This is a genomic window from Janthinobacterium sp. OK676 (assembly GCF_900103595.1).
GTDB lineage: Bacteria > Pseudomonadota > Gammaproteobacteria > Burkholderiales > Burkholderiaceae_D > Janthinobacterium.
Map to the genome: position 1 here is coordinate 149,976 of NZ_FNHA01000011.1, position 16,022 is coordinate 165,997.

The 16,022-nt window shown below is 63.5% G+C and carries 14 protein-coding genes; 7 read left to right on the forward strand and 7 right to left on the reverse strand.

Going from position 1 to position 16,022, the window contains the following annotated elements; genetic code table 11:
* Window positions 1-38: 38 nt before the first annotated feature.
* The 4 genes from BLU39_RS20855 (at window position 39) to BLU39_RS20870 (ending at window position 3,227) form a co-directional block, all read left to right on the forward strand.
* Window positions 39-668, forward strand: coding sequence for a 3'-5' exonuclease (locus BLU39_RS20855; RefSeq protein ID WP_175539376.1), 630 nt, complete (start codon window positions 39-41; stop codon window positions 666-668).
* A gap of 175 nt (window positions 669-843) precedes the next feature.
* A complete protein-coding gene (locus BLU39_RS29205; RefSeq protein ID WP_092716667.1) occupies window positions 844-2,232 on the forward strand; it encodes a tetratricopeptide repeat protein in 1,389 nt (462 codons plus the stop codon).
* A 93-nt stretch (window positions 2,233-2,325) separates the two neighbouring features.
* Entirely contained in the window at window positions 2,326-2,802 is a 477-nt protein-coding gene (locus BLU39_RS20865) for a DUF4262 domain-containing protein (RefSeq protein WP_092716449.1), read from the forward strand.
* Window positions 2,799-3,227 (forward strand): DUF6386 family protein, encoded by a 429-nt coding sequence (locus tag BLU39_RS20870; RefSeq protein WP_092716451.1) that lies wholly within the window; start codon window positions 2,799-2,801, stop codon window positions 3,225-3,227. Before BLU39_RS20865 ends, BLU39_RS20870 begins: the two co-directional genes overlap by 4 nt.
* 25 nt (window positions 3,228-3,252) lie before the next feature.
* On the opposite strand, the gene BLU39_RS20875 is transcribed toward BLU39_RS20870, so the two are convergent.
* Window positions 3,253-5,040: a GGDEF domain-containing protein gene (locus BLU39_RS20875; protein ID WP_092716453.1), complete on the reverse strand. Its 1,788-nt coding sequence runs from the start codon at window positions 5,038-5,040 to the stop codon at window positions 3,253-3,255.
* Window positions 5,041-5,451: 411 nt separating this feature from the next.
* On the opposite strand from BLU39_RS20875, the gene BLU39_RS20880 reads away from it, so the two are divergent.
* Entirely contained in the window at window positions 5,452-7,647 is a 2,196-nt protein-coding gene (locus tag BLU39_RS20880) for a prolyl oligopeptidase family serine peptidase (protein ID WP_092716455.1), read from the forward strand.
* A gap of 75 nt (window positions 7,648-7,722) precedes the next feature.
* On the opposite strand, the gene BLU39_RS20885 is transcribed toward BLU39_RS20880, so the two are convergent.
* The 6 genes from BLU39_RS20885 to BLU39_RS20910 all read right to left on the reverse strand — a co-directional run bounded on the left by BLU39_RS20885 (window position 7,723) and on the right by BLU39_RS20910 (window position 13,582).
* Window positions 7,723-8,622, reverse strand: coding sequence for an STM4011 family radical SAM protein (locus tag BLU39_RS20885; protein WP_217635096.1), 900 nt, complete (start codon window positions 8,620-8,622; stop codon window positions 7,723-7,725).
* Window positions 8,616-9,995: an STM4012 family radical SAM protein gene (locus tag BLU39_RS20890; protein WP_217635097.1), complete on the reverse strand. Its 1,380-nt coding sequence runs from the start codon at window positions 9,993-9,995 to the stop codon at window positions 8,616-8,618. Before BLU39_RS20890 ends, BLU39_RS20885 begins: the two co-directional genes overlap by 7 nt.
* Window positions 9,992-10,834 (reverse strand): STM4013/SEN3800 family hydrolase, encoded by an 843-nt coding sequence (locus BLU39_RS20895; protein ID WP_092716457.1) that lies wholly within the window; start codon window positions 10,832-10,834, stop codon window positions 9,992-9,994. The genes BLU39_RS20890 and BLU39_RS20895 overlap by 4 nt, the downstream gene beginning before the upstream one ends.
* Window positions 10,827-11,903 carry an STM4014 family protein gene (locus BLU39_RS20900; protein WP_092716459.1) on the reverse strand — a complete coding sequence of 359 codons (1,077 nt, stop codon included), beginning with the start codon at window positions 11,901-11,903 and terminating at the stop codon, window positions 10,827-10,829. The genes BLU39_RS20895 and BLU39_RS20900 overlap by 8 nt, the downstream gene beginning before the upstream one ends.
* A 6-nt stretch (window positions 11,904-11,909) precedes the next feature.
* The gene (locus tag BLU39_RS20905) at window positions 11,910-12,836 is read right to left on the reverse strand and encodes an STM4015 family protein (protein WP_092716461.1); all 927 of its coding nucleotides are present in this window, start codon (window positions 12,834-12,836) and stop codon (window positions 11,910-11,912) included.
* A gap of 170 nt (window positions 12,837-13,006) precedes the next feature.
* Window positions 13,007-13,582, reverse strand: coding sequence for a helix-turn-helix domain-containing protein (locus BLU39_RS20910; protein ID WP_092716463.1), 576 nt, complete (start codon window positions 13,580-13,582; stop codon window positions 13,007-13,009).
* Between the two features lie 218 nt (window positions 13,583-13,800).
* Between BLU39_RS20910 and kbl the strand changes: the two genes are divergently transcribed.
* Both kbl and BLU39_RS20920 read left to right on the forward strand, forming a co-directional pair.
* Window positions 13,801-15,024 carry a glycine C-acetyltransferase gene (kbl, locus tag BLU39_RS20915; protein WP_034781436.1) on the forward strand — a complete coding sequence of 408 codons (1,224 nt, stop codon included), beginning with the start codon at window positions 13,801-13,803 and terminating at the stop codon, window positions 15,022-15,024.
* A 20-nt stretch (window positions 15,025-15,044) separates the two neighbouring features.
* Entirely contained in the window at window positions 15,045-16,010 is a 966-nt protein-coding gene (locus tag BLU39_RS20920; RefSeq protein WP_092716465.1) for an NAD-dependent epimerase/dehydratase family protein, read from the forward strand.
* Window positions 16,011-16,022 lie beyond the last annotated feature (12 nt).

Consider the following 16,022-nt stretch of genomic DNA (forward strand, 5'->3'; position numbering starts at 1 on the left):
GCTGGCCCACCGCAGCATCGCAGAAAGAGCCTGACTTCATGAATGTGTTTGACAAACCGATCGTCATGATCGACTTCGAGACGACCGGATTGTCGCCCGACATGGGCGACCGCATCACGGAAGTGGCGGCGCTGCGTATCGAGGGCGGGCGGATCACGGACCGCTACGTGACCCTGATCAATTGCAATGCGCGCATTCCCTCGTTCATCACGGGCTTGACGGGCATTACGCAGGCGATGGTCGACAAGGCGCCGCCCGTGGCCGAGGTGGTGCCGCAGTTGCTCGACTTTATCGGCAGCGATGCCTTGTCGGCGCACAATGCCAGCTTCGATGAAAAATTCCTGCGCGCGGAAAGCGCCAGGCTGAACCTGACACCGGCGCACCAGTCGCTCGTGTGTTCATTAAAACTGTCGCGCCGCGTGTTTCCCGGCATGGCCAGCTACAAGCTGGGCCAGCTGTCGAGCCAGCTGGGCATCGCCTTCAAGAGCGCCGCCCACAGGGCCGAATCCGATGCGGAAGTGGCGGCGCAAGTGCTGATCCATATCGGCCGCCATTTGCGCAGCAGCTACGGCATCGCCGACGTCGACGCGGACTTGCTCGTGTCGCTGAACAAGCTGGCCGCCGCCAAGGTGCCGCAATTCCTGCAAAAGCATCCATCGCGCCGCTGAGCGCCGATTCCTCTCTAAGCGGGCTCATCAAAACGATATGATTTTGTTATTTCGTTTGAGCCTGCTCAAGCCCTTCCCCCGCATCGAATTTAAAATTTAGGCAACACACGATTCGCCGCCCTGGGCCGCCGTTTTGCGCGTGCTGTCGGCAAGCGCGATGTGGATGGGGGCGCACATGGACAAGCACCATACTGCCAGAGATAGCCACCAGGCGTATATCTGGTTCCGCACGGCTGCCGAGCAGGGCAATGCCTACGCCCAGTTCAACCTGGGATTGATGTACAAAAAGGGCGAAGGCGTGGCGCAGGACGATGCGCGCGCCTTTGTCTGGCTGCGCCTGGCCGCGCTGCAGGGGCTGGCGTTCGCGCAGAATCACCTGGGTGCCATGTATTACCATTGCCGCGGCGTGGAGCAGAGCGATGAAGACGCCGTGCTGTGGTTTCGCCGCGCAGCCGCCCAGGGTGACGCCTCGGCCCAGCAAAACCTGGGACAGATGTACCGCAGGGGACGCGGTGTTCCGCAGAGCGACGAGCTGGCCCTGGCGTGGTTTTACCGCGCTTCAGAACAGGGCGTGGCCAGCGCGCAATCCTTGCTGGGCGAAGCGTATGCCCAGGGTCTCGGCGCGAAAAAGAACGATGCGCTGGCCCTGGCCTGGTTCCGCAAGGCAGCCTTGCAGGGCGATGCGCAGGCGCAGCTGAACCTGGGGCTCGTCTACAAGCGGGGCCAGGGCGTGGTGCAGAGCGATGCGCAGGCGCTGGCCTGGTTCCGCCAGGCCGCCGCCCAGGGACTGGCCGTGGCGCAGCGGCAACTTGGCGTGGCGTATGCGGAAGGTTTGGGCGTGGCGCCCGACCAGCTGCGCGCCTATGCCTGGCTGCAGCGGGCAGCCGAGCAGGATGACGCCGACGCCCAGTTCAACCTGGGCCTGATGCTGGCGCGCGGGCAGGGCGTGGACAAGGACGAGGCGCGCGCCGTCGCCTGGTACCGGCGTGCCGCCCTGCAAGGTCATTGCATGGCGCAATACAATCTGGGCGGCATGTTTGCGGGCGGGCGCGGCGTCACCCGCGATTTGCGCCAGGCGCTGGACTGGTATGCGAGGGCGGCGGCCCAGGGTGCGTCGAATGCGCAGTTCAACCTGGGCGTGATGTATGCCAATGGCCAGGGCGTGGAGCGCGACGAGGTGTGCGCCGTGCGCTGGTACCGCACGGCTGCCGACCAGGGCGACGCCAGCGCGCAGAACAACCTGGGCGTCATGTATGCGAACGGCCATGGCGTGCCGCAAGACGACGGCCTGGCCGTGCAATGGTATGCGCGCGCGGCCGGCCAGGGCCATGCGCTGGCCCAGTACAATCTGGGCGGCATGTACAACAGCGGTCGCGGCGTGGAGAGGGATCGCGTCTGCGGCTACGTGTGGCTGGCGCTGGCGGCCGAGGGCGGCGATAGCGGGGCGGCCAGGGCCCGGGAAGCGGCGGCGTCCAGGCTGGAACCGGCGCAGCTGCAGGAGGCGCAGCAGCGCATGCGGCAATGGCACCAGCTGCGCTTTCCACAACTGCCGCCGCGCGACTGAGACTGTGCGCGCATGGGCTGGCGCTGCATGCGATAATTGCCGACAGGCATGTCGCGAAGGCGGCGTCGTTCTTGGCACAGTGAAAGGTGGAACATGGTAAGGCAGGCAGGCGAGGACGCATCCGAGCAAAAAGTCATCGACGACATCGCCACGCATGGCTGGCATGGCGTGCATATCGGTGCCGATGAAGAAGGTCCCGGCTATGCTTTTACCATAGGCGCTGGCCACAGCTTCGGCCAGCCTGAATTTCTCATCATGGGCTTGCCGCGACACATGGCCCACCAGATACTCGACGTGGCGCTGGATGCCGCGCGCAGCGGCGCCATCACGGATTTCACGGCCACCACGGACGTCTTGCTGGAAGGCCATCAGTGCGCCTTCGTGCGTGTGCCGGTCGAGCAATACCGCGACTACGTCGGCTATGCGCGCTGGTATTACCAGGGCGATGACTTTACTTTGTACCAGATCGTCTGGCCGTCGCGCGATGGGCATTTTCCATGGCAGGCGCAAGCGAGCGCGCAGTATGTGGCGAGCCAGCCCCTGCTGGGACCGGCGCCGCTGGCCGCATGACGCGCATCGTCACGGGTACGGCTACCGTGTGCGTGTTCGACCCGGCCCTCTTGCGCCACAGGCTGGAAGACGACTGCGACTGGTGGAGCATCCCCAGCGCGGAACTGGCGGCCGTGAATGCGGGGCAAGCGGCGTTTTTCAACGTGGGCGGCGACGGCGCGTATGAACTCGCCTTGCATGCCGAACTTGCCGAGCCGCAGGTGATCGTGCACCTGGCCGTCGTCTCGGGCCGCGTCTTCATCGGCGCCGGAGAGGACGTCACGGGCGGCGGCCTGGAACCGGACACGGCCTATGGCGGCCTGTTCGTGGACCTGCCCGCAGGCAGCTACCGTGTGCAGGCGCGCCGCGATGGCGCCCACATCAGCCTGGCATTCGTGCCCGATGCGCGCAGCGGCAATGCGTTTGGCGACCTTGTGCGTATTTGATCTTGCGTACCCGTATTGCCCCGGGCTAGGCATCCATGCGCGCCGCGCCCGTGCCTTGCCGCCGGTCCAGGAACAGGCTGTTGCCGTGGATTTTCTTTGCCTGCTTCTTTGCTTCGGCCGCCTGCGTGGCGATCTGGTGGTGCGTGTAGTACTGGTGCGCCTCGACCTTGATGACGCCCAGCGACAAGCTGATCAACGAGTAAAACACTTTCTTGCCTTGCCGGTCTTCGCTGATGTAGCCGCCCCGTTCGCAGTCGCCCGTGCTGTAGTAGGCGAGGATGGCGGCCGCGAAGTCGTCCAGCATGGCCTGGCAGCGCGTTTCCCAGTCTTCGCTCTGGAACAGAATCATGAAATCGTCGCCGCCGATGTGGCCGATGAAGTCGCGGTTCGGGTCGCAATGGCTGCTGAGGATTTCTCCCGTCAGCTGGATTACGTCGTCGCCCTTGCGGTAGCCGTACACATCGTTGAAGGGCTTGAAGTGGTCGAGGTCGCAATAGCAGACCCAGAAGCGGCTGCCGCTGTGCAATAAGCGGTCGATATGTTCGTTGATGGGCACGTTGCCGGGCAATTGTGTCAGCGGGTTGGCGTAGCGGGCCGCGTTGATCTGCATCTGCGTGATTTCGCGCATCAGGTCGTGGCCCGTGCCCATGCCCAGGTAACGGCCGTGCTCGGTGATGATGAAGCCGTTGAACAGGTGGTGGGCATCGGATTGCACCATGGTGTAGCTGAGTTCCTGCAAGCTCGTCTCGTGGTCGGCAATCAGGGGCGTGGCATCCATGAACAGGCTGCATGATTTCCTACCATACAGTTCGCGCTGGTAAGGGCGGGCGAAGTGGTCGATCATGTCGAAGCGGCTGATCAGGCCCAGCGGCACGCCGTCGTCGACGACGGGAATGATCATCAGCTTCGGTTCCTTCAGGAAGATATCGTACACCTCGTTATTGTTGAGCTGCGGCGACACGGCCGCCACCTTGTGCAGCAGCTTGCGGATGCTGGCGCCATTTTTTTCCAGGCTGCTGCGCTGCGGATACACGGCCACGCCATTGCGCCCCAGCGCCTGCACCACTTCGGCCGGCAGGGCGCGCGCCGGCACGGCGTTGGGCCGGCCCAAATGATAGCCTTGCCCGAACGCCACGCCCAGGTCGCGCAAGACCAGCAATTCCGTCTGCGCCTCGATGCCTTCGGCGATGACCAGGGTGCCCGATTTCTCCGCGATTTCCTGGATCGAGCGCACGAACTGCAGTTTCACGGGATCGTTGTTGATGCCCTGGATGAAATGCATGTCGATCTTCACGTATTCCGGGCGCAGTTCCGACCACAGGCGCAGGCTGGAAAAACCTTCACCGAGGTCGTCGATGGCGATCTGGAAACCCATGTTACGGTAATGCAGCACCGCCTCGCGCATCAGCTCGTAATCGTAGGTGGGCTGGTTTTCCGTCAGCTCGATGATGACACGGTCCGGATTGATGCCGATGTGCTCGATGTATTCCAGGGTTTCGCCATGGCGGGCATTGCGCAGCAGCAGGCATTCGGGGCTGACGTTGAGAAACAGTTTTCCCGGCAGCTGCAGTTCGGCGAAGCGTTCAAGCACCACTTGCCGGCACAGGTGTTCCACTTCCAGGGTCAGATCGTGCGCGCGCGCCACCTTGAACAGATTCATCGGCGCGTGCAGGGGGCTGTCGGACGGCCCCCGTATCAAGCCTTCGTAACCGATGATGTCGCCGCTGTGCATGTGGATGATGGGCTGGAACAGCGCGCTGAGCTTGCGGCCCGCGAGGATCTCGTGCAAGGCGTCCGTCCCTTCGATGGTCATGGGAAGCGATGGCGGTTTCAGGTAAGCCACGTTCGATGGCATCACGCCGGGCGGCGCGGCGGTGGTGGAAGGGAGGGCGAGAGTGTGCATAGGAGGCTGTGGCGGCACGGCCTCTGGACGGGCCATGAACATGTTGCCGATAGTAAAGAAGATTTATGACAGCTTGATGAAACGACTTTGCTTTTGATAATGTTTCTTGTATGAACGTCAGCTTGTCGATTTCGCGGAAAGCGAGATTTATCATGGCGATCCATGTGAATTTGCCAAACAAAAGACGGCAAATTCCTCAGATAACTGTGCTTTAAAAGTGGCAATCCGCGCTATGATTTCTCTTGGCGAAAGTCAACATGGGCAGCCGCGGCGTATGCCTGGCCTGCTTTCCTCGACATCCAACAATGAGACAAACAACCCATGCAATTACGTAGTGCAACCCTCATATTCAGCTTGCTGGCCGCTTTCGGTGGCAATGCCCTGGCGCAAAGCGCCGCGACGCCATCGTGCCCGGCCGGCGACGGCGCTCCGGTGACGTATCCTGTCAGCAAAAAAGTCGACCAGCAAGACAGCTATTTCGGCACCACCATTGCCGATCCGTACCGTTGGCTGGAAGATGCCAACAGCGCGGAAACGGGCGAGTGGGTCACGGCGCAAAACAAGCTGACGCAGTCGTACCTGGGCACCATCCCCGAGCGCGCCGCGATCAAGCAGCGCCTGACCAAGCTGTGGAACTATGAGCGTTTCTCTACACCAACGAAGCAGGGCGGCCGCTACTTCTACAGCCGCAATGACGGCTTGCAAAACCAGGCCGTGCTGTACACGGTGAAAAAACTGACGGACGAGCCACGCCTGCTGCTGGATCCGAACACCCTGTCCACGGATGGCACGGTGGCGCTGGCCGGCACCTCGATCAGCCCGAACGGCAAGTACCTGGCGTACGCCACGGCCGCTTCCGGTTCCGACTGGAACGAGTGGAAAGTGCGCGACATCGAGACGGGCAAGGATTTGACGGACCACATCCAGTGGGCCAAGTTCTCGGGCGCCTCGTGGACCAAGGACAACACCGGTTTCTTCTACAGCCGCTATGACGCGCCGAACGAAGCCACCAAGCTGGCCGATATCAATTACTTCCAGAAATTGTATTTCCACAAGATCGGCACGCCGCAAAGCGACGACGTACTGGTCTTCGACCGTCCCGACCAGAAGGAATGGGCGTTCGGCGGCAGCACCGTCAGCGACGACGGCAATTATCTGATCATCACGGCCACGCAAGGCACGGAACGCAAGAACCGCATCTTCTACAAGGACTTGCGCCAGAAGAACGCCAAGGTCGTGGGCTTGCTGGAAGAGTTCGATGCTTCGTACTCGTTCATCGACAATGACGGTCCCGTGTTCTTCTTCAAGACGGACAACAAGGCGCCAAAATCGCGCGTGATCGCCATCGATACGCGCAAACCGCAGCCATCCGACTGGAAGGAAATCGTGCCGGAAGCGGCGGAAACCCTCGTCGCCGTCAACCTGATCAACAACCAGTTGGTGCTCGACTACTTGAAAGATGCGCAAACGCAAATCAAGATCGTCGGCCTGAACGGCAAGCTGGTGCGCGAAGTGGCCTTGCCGGGCATCGGTTCGGCCGGCGGCTTTGCGGGCAAGCGCGGCGATACGGAAACGTTTTACTCGTTTACCAGCTTCACGACGCCAGCGACCATCTACCGCTACGACATGAAGTCGGGCAAGAGCACGGTATACCGCCAGCCGAAGGTCGATTTCGACCCGAACGCCTTTGAAACACGCCAGCAATTCTTCACCAGCCGCGACGGCACCAAGGTGCCGATGTTCATCGTCTCGAAAAAAGGCATGAAGCTCGACGGTTCCAACCCGACCTATCTGTACGGCTATGGCGGCTTCAATATTTCGCTCACGCCAAGCTTCTCCGTGGCGAATCTTGCCTGGGTGGAAATGGGCGGCGTCTACGTGATGGCCAACCTGCGCGGCGGCGGCGAGTACGGCGAAGCCTGGCACCAGGCTGGCACCAAGCTGAACAAGCAAAACGTGTTCGACGACTTTATCGGCGCGGCGCAATGGCTGGTGGACAACAAGGTTACTTCGCCATCGAAGCTGGCGATCGGCGGCGGCAGCAATGGCGGCCTGCTGGTGGGCGCGGCCATGACGCAGCGTCCCGACTTGTTCGCGGCGGCCATCCCGCAAGTGGGCGTGCTCGACATGTTGCGCTTCCACAAGTTTACAGTGGGCTGGGGCTGGGTGCCTGACTACGGTTCGTCGGACGACGCCGAACAGTTCAAGGCGCTGGTGAAGTACTCGCCGCTGCACAACCTGAAGGCGGGCGGCTGCTATCCGGCCACCATGATCACGACGGCCGACCACGACGACCGCGTCGTGCCTGCCCACAGCTTCAAGTTCGCCGCCGCCGCCCAGGCAGCGCAAGGCGGTGCCGCGCCCGTGCTGATCCGCATCGATAGCAAGGCGGGCCATGGCGCCGGCAAGCCGACGACCAAGCAGATCGAAGAAGTGGCGGACCGCTGGGGCTTCCTCAGCCGTTCCTTGAAGATGACGCCGGTAGTGGCGGAGCCGGCCAAGGTGGCTGCGCAGTAAAATACGGCAGGTCGGATTGGCGCGGCATCGCCGCGCGTGATCCGACAACATCCGTCATGCCAGCAAGATGTCGGATTACGCGGGGCTTTTCGCCCCGCTAATCCGACTTACGGTCACAATCCTCGCCAATACTCCCTCCCCGAACACCGTTTGAAACGGCAAATCCTTGCGCTGTGCATAGCCGATATAGCAATCGCACTTGAAGCGCGGGCAGCGGCGTTCCTGTAGCATGTCTGCCAAGTCATCCACGTACAGATTCCCCAAGCGCTCCGGCACGAAATGGCAGCGTGTCAGTTCGCCATCGCCATCGACGGACAGCGACGCTTCGCCCGCCAGGCATGGCTTGCCGCGCGAGGGCGACGGGCGGCGGTTTTGCGCAAACCACGGGTCGACGGCATCGAGCCAGGCCAGGTCTTCCCCGCTGTAGTAGCCGGGGCCACGGCGGTCGTAGGCGTTCAGCCACAGATAGACGTGCTCCGGCAGGGCCGCGCGCAGGGCGCGGATGGCGTCCAGGTGCTCGTTCATGGCGACGACGCCCACGCAATAGCGCACGCCCATCGCGTCCAGCCTCGCGCAGCGTTCGAGAAAGCGGGCCAGGGTCGTCTGGCCCGGGTGGTAGGTGCACCACAGGCCGATTTTTTCCAGCCCTGGCATGTCACGCAACCAGCTCAGGGGGCCGGACAGATTCGTCTGCAGCGCCACTTGGCGCACGTGGGGCAAGGCAGCCAGCGTCTGCATGGTCGCGCGGTAATGGCGCCGCACCAGCGCTTCGCCCCACGGCGTGAACAGGACGCCAATGTCCCGTTTTTGTGCCGCCACCCAGCCGGTAAAACGCGCCACTTCACGCGCATCGCGGGCCAGGGTGGCGTGGCTGTCGCGCTTCTTGGCGAACGGGCAGTAGCCGCAGGCGTAATTACAGCTCGAAAGCGTGCCGCGATACAGCAGGGACAGCGTTGGCGCTTGCGTTGTCAGCACGCCTGGCCGCCTTCGGCCATCAGCGCGCGCACCGTCTCGGACGCCAGCCACGGGCCGATGGTGTCGGCGTAGCTGTAGCCGCGGTCATTCAGGCGCAGCAGCGGGCCATCTTCTTCCACCAGGGCCAAGGAGTGCAGCTCGGCCAGCTGCGGCAGATCAAGCTCGCAGCGGCTGCCGAAGCGCGTCGCGTAGGCGTCGCGGTCCAGGCCCGGTTCCGTCAGCAGCGACTGGATCACGTAGCGGCGGCGCTGTTCCACCTCGTCGAGCACATAGCCATGTTCGGCCTGCCCGAAGCGTGCCTCGTCCAGCGCCAGATACTGTTCGATGATGCCGATGGTCTGCGTGCGCGCCACCGCGTATTCGCTCGAATAATGCAGGCGCGAAGTGTAGGAACGGGCGCCCGCGCCCAGGCCCACCATGCCGTCGTTCTGGCAGCAGTACGAGGGACCGTTCTGCTCGGGCGCATGCGGTGCGCGGAACATGCGCATCGACACCTGCTCATAGCCCTGGGCGCGCAAATGGTCGCGCGCGGCCGCGTACAGGGCCAGACGGCTGTCGCCATCGTGGGCCAGCATGATGGGGTTGAGCGACGCGGCACCTTGGCGGCGCGCCACTTTTCCAAGACCCGTTTGTTCCCGTACATACAGCGGATACAGATAGATTTCCTCTGGCCGGAAGGCCAATGCGCTATCGATGGAAGCGAGCAGGCTGGCCACGGTTTGCCCGGCGATGCCATAGATCAGGTCCAGGTTCAGGGTGGGAAATCCTGCCGCGCGTATCAGGCCGATGGCGTGATGGACGGTGGCGTTTTGCTGGGGCCGGGCCAGCGCGCGCATCTCGCCGGCGGCAAAGCTCTGGATGCCGAGGCTGACCCGGTCGATGCCATGCGCGCGGCACACGGCAAGCCGCTCGGCCGTGACGGTTTCGGGCGACGCTTCGATGCCGGCCGGCGTCGCCTGCAAATCGATGCCGAGGATGTCGCGCGCGCCGCACAGCAAGGTGTCGAGCTGCGTGGGCGACAGATAGGTGGGCGTGCCGCCACCGAGCGCGAAGCGGGCAAAGCGCCGTTCACCGAGCGCGCCATCGAGGGCGCGCATCTGCACCAGCACCTGCCGCACGTAACGCTCGACCATGTCGGCGCCGGGGCGCGCCATGGCGAACAGGTTGCAAAAGCCGCAGCGCATCTCGCAAAACGGGATGTGGATGTAGGCGAAGAGGGCGGAGCGGTCCTGCTGCGCCCACAGGGGCGCCAGCGGCGCGGCCTGCGGCAAGGCGCGGTAGGCCGCCTTGTGCGGATACGAGTACGAGTACGCCTGGTAGGGCGTGTGGCGCATGCGCTGCGCCAGGGTGCCCGGTTGTTCGGATGGGTTCACGGTGGGGACTCCTGGGAAATGGTATCTGGCGCGACGACGAAGTGTGCGTATGGCACAGTCCACACGCTGTCATGGGCGACCCTGTGGCCACGGTAGCCGTCTTCGCCATAGGCGCTGCCATGGTCCGAGCAGACGATGGCGAACGTGGGCGCGCGCGCGGCGCAGGCGGCAAACAGGGGCGCCAGCGCGCTGTCGACATAGCGCAGGGCGGCCGCATGGCTATCGAGGTTATCGCTGCGGCAGCCGGGCAGGTAGGCGCGGTTCGGCGTGTGCAGGGCGGCCACGTTGATGAACAAGAAGGTGCGCTGGTCGTTTTGCGCCAGCAGCCGGGTCGCCAGCGCCACCTGCTTTTGCGTCGAATGGCGGCTGGCCACGCCCATGCCCGCGCTCCAGTGGCTTTCCTGGAACAGCGATGGCAGCACGGTGCCCAAGGCGGTCTGTTTATTGAAGAAACCCACGCCGCCGATGCAGATGGTGCGGTAGCCGCGCGCGGCCAGTGCGGCGGGCAGGTCCGCTTCCTCGAAGGCAAACGTGTGCGGCGAGGTGGTTTCGCTGCCCGCAAAAGCGCTGGCGAACAGGCGCGGATGACGGCCCGGCGCGGCCGGCGTGGGCAAAAAGCCGGCGAAGAACGCCTGGTGCGCCGCGTAGGTAAACGTGGCGGGCGAGTGGCGCTTGTCCCAGCCGCCCGGCGGCAGCAAGCGCCCCAGCACGGGCAGTTCGCCCGCCTCATACAGCGCTTGCGCCACGTCATAGCGCAGGGTGTCGAGCGTGATGAAGACGATGTCGTGGCTGCCGACGACGGCGTGCATGTCGGGGATGGCTGCTGTATCTTTAAACATGGTTCAGTTGCGCTGCGTAAGTGTCCGCGCCTTGCCACAACAGGCCTGGCAGCAGGTCGCCGAAGGCGTTCGCTTCGAGCACATAGGCCTGGCCGTGGCGCACGACGAGGTCGTAGCCCGTCACGTGGCTGTGCGGGAAGGCGCGTGCGGCCAGGGTGGCGGTCGTTTCCAGCGCCGCCAGGTCGTCTGCGTGCAGGAGGACTGCCGCGTCGCCACGCCGGTTGTCGAGGTGCAGATTGGTCATCATCTGCTGTCCGATGCGCGCCACGCGGTGCGCGGGCCGGCCCGCCACAGTGACGATGCGCAGGTCGTAATGGCCGTCGCCGCAGCGCGGCTTGTTCAACCACGCTTCCGCATACAGCTGTTGCGCGGCCAAGGCGTCCACGAGGGCGGCGATGTCGCGCCGGGTCTCGTAGCGGGCCATGCGCTTGACGTTGAACAGACGCGCCGCGCCGCCTCCCAGCTGCAAGGCGGCCGAGGTCGTGGCTTGCTGCCGCCCCGCCTTGTTCCTGCGGTAGGCGACGACACCGGACGCGGACGAGCCGTAGCGAGGCTTTAAATAGACGCGGTCAAGCTGGTGTTCGTGCAGCAGCGATTGCAGGTGGTCGTAACCATGCACGGGTCCCAGCAGGGCGGGAATGGCGATGTCGTGCGCGGCCAGGTGGCGCTGGCAAGCCAGCTTGTCCGTCATGAGACAGATTTCGGCTGGCGCATTGAAGACGCGTATGTGCGGCATGGCCACCAGTTGCCTCTCCAGGTCCTGCATGGCCTTGGAAAAGCCGGCAAACCACGCATCCATGGCCAGCAGCTCGCCATGCGCGGGCCCCTCGACCGGAGGACGGTCCAGCAGCCGGCAGCCCGCGTCCAGCAACAGCCCATGGGCGGCGGGATCGTCGCCGGGCGGCTCGATCTTCAGCCGGCCGGACTGGCGCAAAGCGCCTTCCAGCAGCGCCGGCTGTGCCAGCCAGTCGCGCCATTCCAGCACTTGCGCGGGCGGCAGGCGCAGCTGTGCGCGCGCCGCCTGCATCAGGCGCACGCGCTTGCTGCCCTGTGTCGCCAGTAAAAGCATCGGTATTTATTCGCCGACGGCGACATAACGATAGCTTTCGCCGTCGTCTTCATCGGCTTCCTGCGGATCGTCCAGCACCACCTCGAACGGCAGCGCCTTCAATTTCGCCTGGTTTTCTTCCGAGATGTAGTGGTGCGACAGGTCCAGGCGTTTCAGCTTGCCCAGCTGCGTATGATTGAGCACGGCCACGGCGCCCAGGTCGCCGATGGTGCCCAGCGACAGGTCCAGGGTGTCGAGTTGCGCCACCAGTGGCTCTTCCGCCAGCCAGACGGCCAGGTCGTCGGCGATTTCGGCGTCGCGCAGGCCCAGGTAGCGCAAGGTCGGCACGGTCAGCTGCGCCAGCACCTTGCGGTACAGGTCGACGTCGCCGGAAAAGCCGTAGTCGTCCGTACCCAGCCACAGTTCCAGATGTTCCAGCTGCGGCATGCTCGATTGCGCCAGTGCCTCGGCGATCTTTTGACCGAGGCCGCCCGCTTCGATGGTGAAGCGGCGCAGGTGCTGGTGGGCGAACGGTTCGATGACGAGTTCATTGCCGCCGCGGATGCGCAATTCCTGCAGCAGCGGGAAAGCGTCCAGCAGGGGCTTGTAGCTGCCTTGCACGATCCACGAGATTTCGCATTCCTCGTACGTCATGTCGCCGATGAACAGGGCGCGCAAGTTGGGCAGCTGCGGCGCGTGGGCGATCAGCGCGGCCATCACCTCGTCGGCGCCCGATTCGTAGGGGTCGCCCCACATGCCGATGATCAGCGCTTCCAGCGCGTGCTTGTCGGCCTTGGCGAGAAAGCCGGCGATCAGCTCGTCCATCTTGCGCTCGTCGTCGTATTCGAGCGACAGGCGGTAGACGATGCCGGGCGAGGCGTCGAACGGCAAGTCAGGGTCGTACTGCACGACTTTCTTGTTGTGGAAGGTGGTGGTGCTGTCGGAAATGGTCATCGCGTGGGCTCCGTGTTGGCGTTGGAGGCCTGGATGCCGCGCGGTGGCAGCGGTGCTGGATGAGCCGGAATGTGCCGCGACGCTCTGCGAAGACATCCAGGCCTGGAAATCTTGTCTATTCTAAAATCTTAGCATAGACATTCAGGCATATTGCGCACCGCAGGAGGTGCTTATCTGTGGATGACCACGAGTAGCGCCTTGCCCTCGGTCTTGCCCAAATTCCGGATGGTATGCGGCTGGTCTGCCGGATAGCGGGCCGTGCCGCCATTCTTGACCTTTTTCTTCGCCGCGCCCACTTCCAGCTCCAGGTTGCCGTGGATGACCGTCAAATGTTCGGTCGTGCCCGGGTCGTGCGGCTGCGACGCCAGTTCGCCGCCCGGCGCCAGGGTCACTTCATACCATTCGTATTTGCCGGCCAGTTCCATCGGCCCCAGGATGCGCAGCACGTAGCCCGCGTGGTCGCCGGGCAGGGTGGGGGTTTCGTGGGCGTCCGTGATGCGGATGGTTTCCACGGCTTTTTCCGCGCTGGACAGCAATTCGCTGATCTGCACGCCCAGGGCGTTGGCCAGGCGCCACGTGATGGCGATGGTGGGATTGGCTTTTTCGCGCTCGATTTGCGACAGCATGGACTTCGAAACGCCGGCGATGCGCGACAAATCCTCGAGTGTCAGGCCGCGCGCCAGGCGCAGCCGTTGCAGGGTGGCGCCCACTTCGGGCGGAGAATTGGTCGAAACGCTGGTTTTCATCGGCAGGTGGCTTGCAAAGTTCAAAAGGCTTGGGTAATATCCACTATATTGAATTTCAGTTCGAAATAGTGGATTTTGAGGAAAAACACGGAAACGTGTAGACTTCAAACAGCGCTTCACGGTACAGCATAGTGCGCGCACCGGTCAAGCGGCCGCTTTTCCCTATGGCGGCTGAGGTCACACGGATACCACAAACGCAGGGACACACAAGGATCATCATGAGCGAGCAAGCGAAGAACACCTTTTTCAGCGGTCTGCAACAGAATCTCGATCAACTGCGCCAGCAGGGCTTGTACAAGCCCGAGCGCGTGATCGCCTCGCGCCAGGGCGCCGAAGTGGTGTGCGACGATGGCCGTACCCTGATCAATATGTGTGCGAACAACTACCTGGGCTTGTCCGGCGACCTGCAGACGCAGGAAGCGTCCATTGCCGCCACGCAAAAGTACGGCTACGGCCTGTCGTCCGTGCGCTTCATCTGCGGCACGCAAACCGTGCACAAGGAACTGGAACAGGCGATCTCCGCTTTTCTGGGTACGGAAGACACGATTCTGTACGCGGCGGCCTTCGACGCCAACGGCGGCGTGTTCGAGCCCCTGTTCGATGAGAACGACGCCATCATCTCGGATGCGCTGAACCACGCTTCCATCATCGACGGTATCCGCCTGTGCAAGGCTGGCCGCTACCGCTACCTGCATAACGACATGGCCGACCTGGAAGTGCAGCTGAAAGCGGCGATTGCCGCCGGCAAGCGCCACAAGGTCATCGTCACGGACGGCGTGTTCTCGATGGACGGCACGATCGCGCAGCTGGACAAGATCTGCGACCTGGCCGACCAGTACGGCGCGCTGGTGATGATCGACGAATGCCACGCGTCCGGCTTCATGGGCGCGACGGGCCGCGGCACGCACGAACACCACAACGTGATGGGGCGCATCGACATCATCACCGGTACCCTGGGCAAGGCCCTGGGCGGCGCCATGGGCGGCTTCACGTCGGCCCGCAAGGAAGTCATCGACACCCTGCGCCAGAAATCGCGTCCTTATCTGTTCTCGAACACCTTGGCGCCATCGATTGCCGGCGCGTCGCTGTCGGTACTGGAACGGTTGGCCAAGTCGACGGAACTGCGCGACCGCCTGCATGACAACACGGCCTTCTTCCGCAGCGAAATCGAGCGCATCGGCTTCACCATCAAGCCGGGCACGCACCCGGTCGTGCCGGTGATGCTGTTCGACGCCCCCGTGGCGCAAAAGTTTGCCGCCCGCCTGTATGAACTGGGCGTGCTGGTGACGGGCTTCTTTTACCCTGTCGTGCCGATGGGCCAGGCCAGGGTGCGCGTGCAGCTGTCGGCCGCCCATACGCGTGAACAGCTGGTGCAAGTGCTGGCCGCTTTCGAACAGGCTGGCAAGGAACTTGGTTTGCTGACCACGACCACTACTAATTAATACGAATTCAGGAAAATAGCATGGAACGCATCTTAGTCATCGGCGCAAACGGCCAAATCGGTAGTGAGTTGGTGGGCGCGCTGGCGCTGCAGCACGGCGCGGACAACGTCATCGCCAGCGACATCGGCACGAATAATCTGTACCAGGCCAAGCGCTACGCCCAGCTCAATGTGCTGGACAAGGACGGCCTGGCGAGCATCATCGCCGATGAAGGCATCACCCAGGTGTACCAGCTGGCGGCGATGCTGTCGGCCACGGGTGAAGCGGCGCCGTTGAAGGCGTGGAGCCTGAACATGGATGGCTTGCTCAATATCCTGGAACTGGCGCGCGAACGGGGCGAGGCGGGCAAACCCTTGCGCATCTTCTGGCCTTCGTCGATCGCCGCCTTCGGCCCGAACACGCCGCAAGTGAACACGCCGCAAATGACGGTGATGGACCCGACGTCGATGTACGGCATCAGCAAGCTGGCCGGCGAGCGCCTGTGCGAGTATTACTTCAACAAGTATGGCGTGGACGTGCGCAGCATCCGCTACCCGGGCATCATCAGCTACAAATCGCCTCCGGGCGGCGGCACCACCGATTACGCCATCGCCATTTTCCACGCGGCCTTGCGCGGCGAGCGCTATGACTGCTTCCTCGATGCGAACACCACCTTGCCGATGATTTACATGCCCGACGCCATTCGCGCCACCATCGAATTGATGGATGCGCCAGCGGAGTCCATCAAGATCCGTTCCTCGTACAACGTGGCCGGCGTGTCGTTCAACCCCGAGCAACTGGCCAAGGCCATCGTGCGCATGGTGCCGGACTTCAAGATCAGCTACAAGCCGGACAGCCGCCAGGCCATCGCCGACAGCTGGCCGCAAAGCCTGGACGACAGCAAGGCCAGCGCCGACTGGGGCTGGAAGGCGCAGATCGGCGTCGAACAGATGGTCACGGACATGCTGGCCAATGTCGACGTGGGCCATGCCGCCAAGGCGGCCTGAGTCCAGTCCCGG